Origin of the sequence: Lewinella sp., from assembly GCF_050633125.1 — a bacterium.
Taxonomy (GTDB): domain Bacteria; phylum Bacteroidota; class Bacteroidia; order Chitinophagales; family Saprospiraceae; genus Lewinella.
Genome location: NZ_JBOEFX010000077.1, coordinates 62,038 through 69,804 on the forward strand (window position 1 = coordinate 62,038; position 7,767 = coordinate 69,804).

The 7,767-nt window shown below is 48.2% G+C and carries 5 protein-coding genes; 3 read left to right on the forward strand and 2 right to left on the reverse strand.

The annotated features are described in order from the left end of the window. Positions 1–413: 413 nt before the first annotated feature. On the forward strand, positions 414–2,129 hold the full coding sequence (locus ACRBG0_RS17075) for a gliding motility-associated C-terminal domain-containing protein (protein WP_431488076.1): 1,716 nt from the start codon (positions 414–416) through the stop codon (positions 2,127–2,129). Positions 2,130–2,350: 221 nt separating this feature from the next. Here ACRBG0_RS17075 and ACRBG0_RS17080 read toward each other — a convergent pair whose 3' ends face one another. Beyond that, positions 2,351–3,856 (reverse strand): ArnT family glycosyltransferase, encoded by a 1,506-nt coding sequence (locus tag ACRBG0_RS17080; RefSeq protein WP_431488077.1) that lies wholly within the window; start codon positions 3,854–3,856, stop codon positions 2,351–2,353. A 145-nt stretch (positions 3,857–4,001) separates the two neighbouring features. On the opposite strand from ACRBG0_RS17080, the gene ACRBG0_RS17085 reads away from it, so the two are divergent. Further along, positions 4,002–4,976, forward strand: a complete 975-nt coding sequence (locus ACRBG0_RS17085) for an ARPP-1 family domain-containing protein (protein WP_431488078.1) — start codon at positions 4,002–4,004, stop codon at positions 4,974–4,976. Positions 4,977–5,115: 139 nt separating this feature from the next. Beyond that, positions 5,116–5,973: an acyl-CoA thioesterase II gene (gene tesB / locus ACRBG0_RS17090; RefSeq protein ID WP_431488079.1), complete on the forward strand. Its 858-nt coding sequence runs from the start codon at positions 5,116–5,118 to the stop codon at positions 5,971–5,973. A 204-nt stretch (positions 5,974–6,177) separates the two neighbouring features. Here tesB and ACRBG0_RS17095 read toward each other — a convergent pair. Continuing rightward, positions 6,178–7,767 (reverse strand): transketolase C-terminal domain-containing protein (locus tag ACRBG0_RS17095; protein ID WP_431488080.1); only part of this gene is annotated, 1,590 nt, incomplete at its 5' end.

Genomic DNA, 7,767 nt, shown 5'->3' on the forward strand with positions numbered 1-7,767 from the left:
CTGATCTTAAACATGAGTCATCCCGAATTTTGATTGTCATCAAAATCCGTGCTGACCAACCGCAAAACCTATAGTTAAAGAAGAAACCCCATGATTTCTATTAGTGAAATCATGGGGTTTTCTACAAAAGTCAGATAAATCAATCTTTTCAGCTATTTAATGACTCTTTCTAAGTTAAAGTCAGACTGGATTTTGGCCTTAGCCAAAATTCGGGATGACTCATGTTAGTTGTCGGGATAGATTTGTGAATTCAACTAGTCCAGTTCTCTACCTTATATTTCCTTATAATCTCTTTTTTGGTTCAAAAGGATAAAAAGGAATTTTTTTGTGGTGGATTAGTTTGTTGGAGCACCTTGATTTTATCCTGAAATAGGCTTATTTTAGAAGCTGTTTCGCGCAAAATCTCTACCCCTATGCCTAATGTAAAACCTTCTGCCCAGATGGGCTTGACTTCTTTAGCAGTCGCTACCTTTATTTCTTTGATATTCCTTTGCTCCCCTTCATCCCTTTGGGGGCAATGTACAAATCCTACTATTTCCTTGCCAGATGTAAGCATTCCTGTGGATGGTGATGTGACTAATGCCTATTGTGTCACACTTACTTTTGATCCGATGGAAACAGGCCTGCCTTCGGGTATTTCGATGGATATTTGGCATACCTGGCAAGGGGATCTAGGTATTTGGATTTTGGCCAATGGTAATTACCTTAATATCGTACAGCGCCCCGGCGTATTGGAAAGTTGTGATGGTGGCTGCCCCTGTGGCGACAGTGGCGATTTAGGGACGCAGGCCAATCCTGCAACCTATACCTTTTCTGATGCAGGTAGTACCGATCCCGAATCAGGGATGAGTCCAAACGGAGGAGACTATGGAGTCACAGCAGACGATGGCTGTGGCCTTGGTACACCAGGTATTAACTCCTTTATGGACTTGTGGGATACTTTTGCCCCTGGTGAGGAAATATCGGCAGTACTATGTATTTCAGATCATGCAGGTTCAGATTTTGGGGAGGCTTCCAATATTACTTTTCTCTTCCCTAATCCAGTAATTTGCGGATGTACGGACCCCATTGCCGACAACTACGATCCAGCAGCCAGTGTAGATGACGGAAGTTGTACCTACTTGTGCCCTAGTTTTGGCACCACAATTAACGAAACCAATTATGAATTTTGTAATGGTGAAGAGCAAGTACTCACCCTGTCGGTAGCTACTCCTAATGCCAACGGCCCCGTTTACCAGTGGACGGGAACTAATGGGGGGACAGCCTTTTTGTCGAATCCTGGAGCCAGTACGACTCAGGCAACTATTCCAGCTTCTTTTAGTGGGACGATCCAGTATACCGCCACGATTACGGATGTGGAAGGTTGCATTGAGTTTGCTACAGCAGAGGTAGTGGTAAATCCATTGCCGGTTTTTAGTATTCTTGGTTCGGAAGACCTTTGTGCTGGAGATAGCCTGGATTTGCAACCTGACCGAATGGCTGATGCTTACCTGTGGTCGACGGGGGATACGGTCCCCTTGTTACAGGTGAAGGCCTCGGGTACTTTTGGTCTTACCTTGACAAATGCAACAGGTTGTAGTTATGCGGACGAGCTAACGGTGCAGGAGTATCCGCTACCGCTACCACGGATACAGGGGCCAACATCAATTTATGTTGGTGAAGAAGTGAACTTGCGTGTTCTGGAAACTTATGCTGAATACCAGTGGTCCAATGGAGGAACGACGCAATTGATTACGGTTGATAGCCCCACGGTTTATCAAGTTACAATCACAGACGAAAATGGCTGCCCAGGCATTGCGTCCTGGACGATGGCGGCGGAAACCGGGTATAAACTATTTACACCCAATGCTTTCAGTCCCAACCTGGATGGGGTCAATGACCATTTTTATTTCTTCAGTGATCGTCGTAGTATCGAACAGGTCGTACAGCTTCAGGTCTTTGATCGCTGGGGTGGGCTGGTGTTCTCGAATGCCAACTTCGCGCCGGATATTGCCAAAGAAGGTTGGGATGGCACTCGGAGCGGTAAGCTAGCCACTGCGGGTATCTATGTTTGGTCGGCAGTAGTGGAGCTGGTCAATGGGGAACAAGTTGCGCTCCAAGGAGATGTACTGCTGCTGGGAGGGGAGTGATGTCATTTGATCGGAGCACCTTTACTGTAGGATTTAATGTTCGACCTCATCCGAGGTCGTTTTAGGCTTGACTAGCAGTGTTTTACCAAATTGATATTGATCGCGCAGGGCTTTAGCCCGAAGCTCGCCGCAGGGACGAGGAGGACCAGGGATGGACGGACCGCAGGGACAAACAGCCTGGTGCCAATGACCGTTAGGGAAGGAGGCAGGGCCCAATAAGTTTAAAATCCACCCCAGCGTTCTTCGCTCCATAGCCAGGGCCAGCCACTGATCTCTATCCTTGGTTCACTGATGCTGTCGTTGGGTTCTAATTTACGGATGGTCAATGATTCACTATTGGGAGCAACCTCGGTCGTATTGCGCAGTTGGTATCCGGCGCGTTGGAAGTATGGTGCTAGAGGTAAGGTGAGCGGATCACTCTCGTTGAGGCCGATTTCTTTAGTGCCAGGGAGTGTTTTCTCGATTTGTGTTTGTAGCCGTTGTGGCCAGTTGCGTTGCAGGTGGATGAAGGGGTAGACTTGGATCCAGAAAAAGAGTAAGGCTATCAAGCCAGCTAGTGTCATGCCGCCCAGGACATAGTCGCGGCGGTTGCCATAGAGCCCAATGACGCCCACAAAACTAAACATCCAATAGGCCGCGGAGCAACCCAGTACGGCCCGGAAGCCATCGTTTTGGAACTGGATGAAGCCACCAAGGAGGGTAAGTGCTACGAGGAAAAAGACGAGGATAATATGTAGTACCTGCCCGGCTTTTACCCAGTCTTGCCAGGGGTAATTGGGTACTTTGAAGTAGTTTTCGAGTTGCTTGGCTGTGAGGAAAATCAACAGAAAAGGAAATACAAGCGAAAGCGTAAGAAAGCTACCCAGCAGACCAATGAGCAGTAGCTGAGAGAGTTCTTCTCCTCTTTTTACTTTGTAGAAAAGATCGCGGAGTGCGGCCAGTGTAAAGCCAATGAATGGGGCGATACCCAATAAGGCGTAGAAGAAGAATTTGAGGTGGCCCAGGTTTAGAAAGTTGAAGTAGAAATAATCCCCTAAAGAGCCATGATAACCCAGTGCCCAATTCAAGAGGAGCGATAAACCAAAAACAAGGTAGATGATGACAAAAGGCTTGCCTATCTGCTTTTTAAGGCCCTCGTTTTCGGCCACCAGGATGCGAAAATAAGCGACCTGCCAGATAACAAACAAGACGAGACTGGCCCAGCAGCCCACCAGGATGGCCAATGCTCCGAGGATGCTACTGCGTACCAACCACTTGCGGGTGGGTGTCTTTGTGAAATGCAGTAACGATAGCCAAAATCCCAGCTCCAGGCCAAAGCGCCAGATGTCGAGGCTGGCCGTTTTGGCCAATACAGGCAGTAGGAGGGAGGCCGCCCCTACAAGTAAGGTGAGTTCTACCGAGCGGTTACCAAATAGGGCTTTGCCCCAGAGGAAAAATAGTGCAATGCCGAGAAGATAAAATATTAAGCTAGGTACTCTGTAAGCCAGCAGCCAGTAGGGCGACTCAGCAGGGATGGTGCTCATAAAAGCACTTACCCAGGTAGTGGCAGGTGCGGTTTGTACCCCCGACCAGATAAGCTCTGCCTCGGCAGATGGCCAAATATTGATGTAGTCTAAACCCACCAGTAGTTGGGCCACCGCTAAAAAGGCTACGGCCCAACAAAAGAAGCGGTAACGAGAAGAGGGCGGTGCCGGAAGTGGGGGAGTAACAGTCTTGCCTTTACGCATGCTTTTATGTATCTTGTATGTTTATATCTGTTGCGGAATGGTATAGTCCGCTGGATATATTTCGTGTTTTCCCTAGGCCGAAAAAAAGCCAGTGGGCCGAAACGAAAAAGCTTAATAGAACGTTAGTATTTCAAAATAACAGCTTATGCGCTTCTTAACACTCTTTTCTTTGCTATTCTTTTTCGTCGCTTGTGATAACAATACTGTTTCGCAAGAGGAGTTGACGAACGATTCCCCGGTGGAAGTTCAGTTGTCGGATAATCCGCAGTGGGAAAAAGACAATTTACGCCTTCTGCCCATTGTCGCCAGTGAGGCTTATCTGGATGAACAACAATCGGTGGCGCAATATAAGGTTTTAAGCGAAGCTCTGGAAAACGAACGTTTCCGGGTTTCGGAAAAGAAGCCATACGGTCGCTTTACAGATGCCGGTGCGGTCAATACGCTGACGGTGCAAAACAAAACCGAAGATCCTATCTTTTTGATGGCGGGTGAAGTAGTGCAAGGCGGTAATCAGGATCGCGTGATCGCTGAAGATGCCGTTATTGCTGCCCGCAGTATTCAGGATATGCCGGTTTTTTGTGTTGAACACGGTCGCTGGACCTACGAAGGCGACAAGGCGCTGAATGAAGGAGATAAAAAGATTTTTGCCTTCCGTGGCTATTACAATGTAGCTTCTAGCGAAGTACGCCGTTCGGTAGCTACGGGCAACCAGCAGGCTGTATGGGATCAGGTAGCGGATATTCGTACGCGCTACAGCCTTGATGCAGGCACACAGGCTTATGCTGATTTGGAAAGCAACGAGGAATTTGTGAATGACCGTACCAGTTACGAACGCTTCTTTGGCGATAAGCTAACAGAGAACGAAACCATTGTAGGTTTTGTAGCGGTGAGTGGTAATCAGATTTTGGGGGCAGATGTCTTCGGTCATCCCGCATTACTAAACCGCCAGTTTGCAGCTGTATTGAGTAGCTACGCTACGGATGCACTTACCCTTGGCAACGATAAAGAGCTGAAGCCAGCTCATCTAGTGGCCTTCGTTGATGGCTTACAGGCCGACTTGGCGGACGAGAAAGGTTTTCGCCAGGATGGGAAGTTGGTGCATTATGCTAAGTTGCGGTAGGTAGGCGTTAGGCGTAGGTACAACCTGACGCCTAACATTGGTAGAACCAACGTTGAATAGGTAAGCAATGCTAAACAGGATAAAAAATCGCATTATCGAATCTTTTCGATAATGCGATTTTTGCTTTTATCTTCGCAAAATGAAAGAGGTAAGTCAATTGATCGAACTGCTCCGGATGGAGCAACTGGAAGTTAATCTTTTCCGCGGACAGAGCAAGAGTGTGGGCAGCGAACGGGTTTTTGGTGGCCAGGTAATGGCCCAAGCGCTAAGCGCTGCAATGCAGACGGTACCAGATGACCGTTTTGTTCATTCTCTGCATAGTTATTTTCTGCTTCCGGGTGACCTTGAAGTACCTATTGTGTTCGAGGTAGAACGCATTCGTGATGGGGGGAGCTTTACTACCCGCAGGGTGAAAGCGATACAGCACGGAGCCGCAATTTTTCACCTCTCAGCGTCCTTTCAATTAAGCCAGGATGGGTATGAACACCAGATGGAAAAACCGAGAGTGTCGGCTCCGGAAGACCTGCCCAGTTGGGAAGGCCTTGCCAAACAGTTTGGCGATATGATTCCGCCTAACCTGAAAAAGATGCTGGATATTGAACGTCCGCTGGATTTTCGCCAGGTGGAATTCATTAATCCGATGGTACAGGAAAAGTATGACCCTGTTCGCCATGTCTGGATGAAAGCTAAGGGAGAGATGCCGGAAGACCGTCGTTTGCACGATTTGGTATTGGCTTATGCGACTGATTATAATTTGTTGACGACGGCTTTACTCCCTCATGGCTTTGCTGCCGATTTTCGTAGCCTGACGCTGGCTAGCCTCGATCATTCGATGTGGTTTCACCGCCCGTTTAGGATAGACGAATGGTTATTGTATGCGCTGGATAGTCCATCGGCTTCGGGTGCACGTGGTTTTACTCGTGGCCAGGTTTTCTCCCAGTCGGGGGAGCTGGTAGCTAGTGTAGCCCAGGAAGGCTTGATGAGGCCAAGGAAGTAGTGTCTGTCTTACCTTGCTAGTGGGCGATTTTGCCAATGGTATTAAGGTAAATCTCACCATAGGGGGGACTTGGTAATAGGGCAACCCCGAAGTGATGACTCGACTGAAAAGGAGGAGCTGCTTAAGTTTGACGTTATACCTTGTACCGTGAGGTTTGATGCAGCCCACTAAATAATTAAAGGACTTACGTAAACCTCACATTCATTAAAATCGATCCGGCTCAGCTTCTTCCATTATAGCGAATGCTGCCTCGTAGATGTCTTCTACACCAGGTTTGCTAAAGTAATCACCGTCGGAGCCGTAGGCTGGGCGATGAGCTTTAGCAGAAAGTGTTTGCGGAGCGGCATCCAGATAGCGGTAACCATTTTGTTCTTCTACAATTTTCTGTAGGATATAAGCAGAAGCACCACCAGGTACATCTTCGTCTACAATAAGAAGGCGGTTGGTTTTTTTGAGGCTGGCAATGATACGGTGTTCCAGATCAAAAGGCAGTAATGTTTGGATGTCTACCAGTTCGGCGCGAATCCCATCTTTTGCTAATAATTCACAGGCTTCCACTGCCAGCCGAACACAACTACCGTAGGTGAGTAGGGTAAGGTCGTCGCCTTCCAGCAGTGTTTCCGGTACGCCTAAGGGGACGGTGTACTCTCCTATGTTCTCAGGCATACGTTCTTTGCGGCGGTATCCATTGAGGCACTCAATAACGAGGCCGGGTTCGCCACTCTGTAATAAGGTGTTGTACATGCCTGCTGCCTGAACCATGCTACGGGGGGTACATACGTACATGCCACGCAAGGCATTGATGATCATACCCATTGGTGAGCCAGAGTGCCATATCCCTTCAAGGCGATGCCCTCGCGTACGAATGATGGCAGGTGCTTTTTGTATTCCGTTGCTACGCCACCTTAGGGTAGCGAGGTCGTCAGATAAGGGCTCAAGGCCATAGAGGAGGTAGTCGAGGTACTGTATTTCTGCAATTGGACGCAGCCCCCGCATGGCCATTCCGATAGCTTGGCCCATAATGGTCCACTCTCGGATGCCAGTATCGAAGACACGTTCCTGGCCATATTTTTCTTGTAGTTTTGAGAAGCTTTGGTTAACACCACCAATATGGCCTACGTCTTCTCCAAAGGCGTATAGTTCAGGATATTTCTCCAGGGCGTAATCAAAAAAAGCATTCAGGATTTGGTAGCCATTGCGCGAAGGGCTGTCGGGAGAGAATCGGGGACTAATAGCCGGCACTCGGAGTGCAGAATCATTGCCCTCACTGTGCAAATGTTGGCTGTACTTGTGATGATAGTTTTTTTCAATAGAATCAAGCCAAGCCTTTATTTCAGTATAGAGCGGGTGGTTCGTTCTGCGGAGGTGGAATGTCAAGCGCCTTGCGTTACTGCATACTTCATGTACCTGGGGATGTGTATGAAGTTGTAAACCTTGCTGGAGAGCTTGGATAGTCGCATCGTCTGCAGGCAATTGTTGGTACCAGTTTTGTAACTGACTCGTGTAATTTCGAGCAGGTACATTGAACGCTTTCCAAGCGGCATCTCGACCTGCCTTGGCTGTTTTTTTTGCTTGCTTGCGAATGTCACTAATCTCTTCCTTTGACGCGATACCTTCTGCGGTGATCCATTTTTCCATTTGCAGGATACAGTCGTATTCTTTTTCCCACTGTAGCCGCTCTTCGCTTTTGTAGCGTTCATGTGATCTGGAGGTAGAATGTCCTTGGGGTTGGGTCAGTTCCTCTATATGGAAAAGAGCCGGCTCGTGGCGCTCTCTTACTTGTTCAATCCCCAG

Coding starts and splice junctions, on each gene's coding strand:
- ACRBG0_RS17075 (WP_431488076.1), top strand. CDS start 414: ATGCCTAATGTAAAACCTTCTGCCCAGATGGGCTTGACTTCTTTAGCA.
- ACRBG0_RS17080 (WP_431488077.1), bottom strand. CDS start 3,856: ATGCGTAAAGGCAAGACTGTTACTCCCCCACTTCCGGCACCGCCCTCT.
- ACRBG0_RS17085 (WP_431488078.1), top strand. CDS start 4,002: ATGCGCTTCTTAACACTCTTTTCTTTGCTATTCTTTTTCGTCGCTTGT.
- tesB (WP_431488079.1), top strand. CDS start 5,116: ATGAAAGAGGTAAGTCAATTGATCGAACTGCTCCGGATGGAGCAACTG.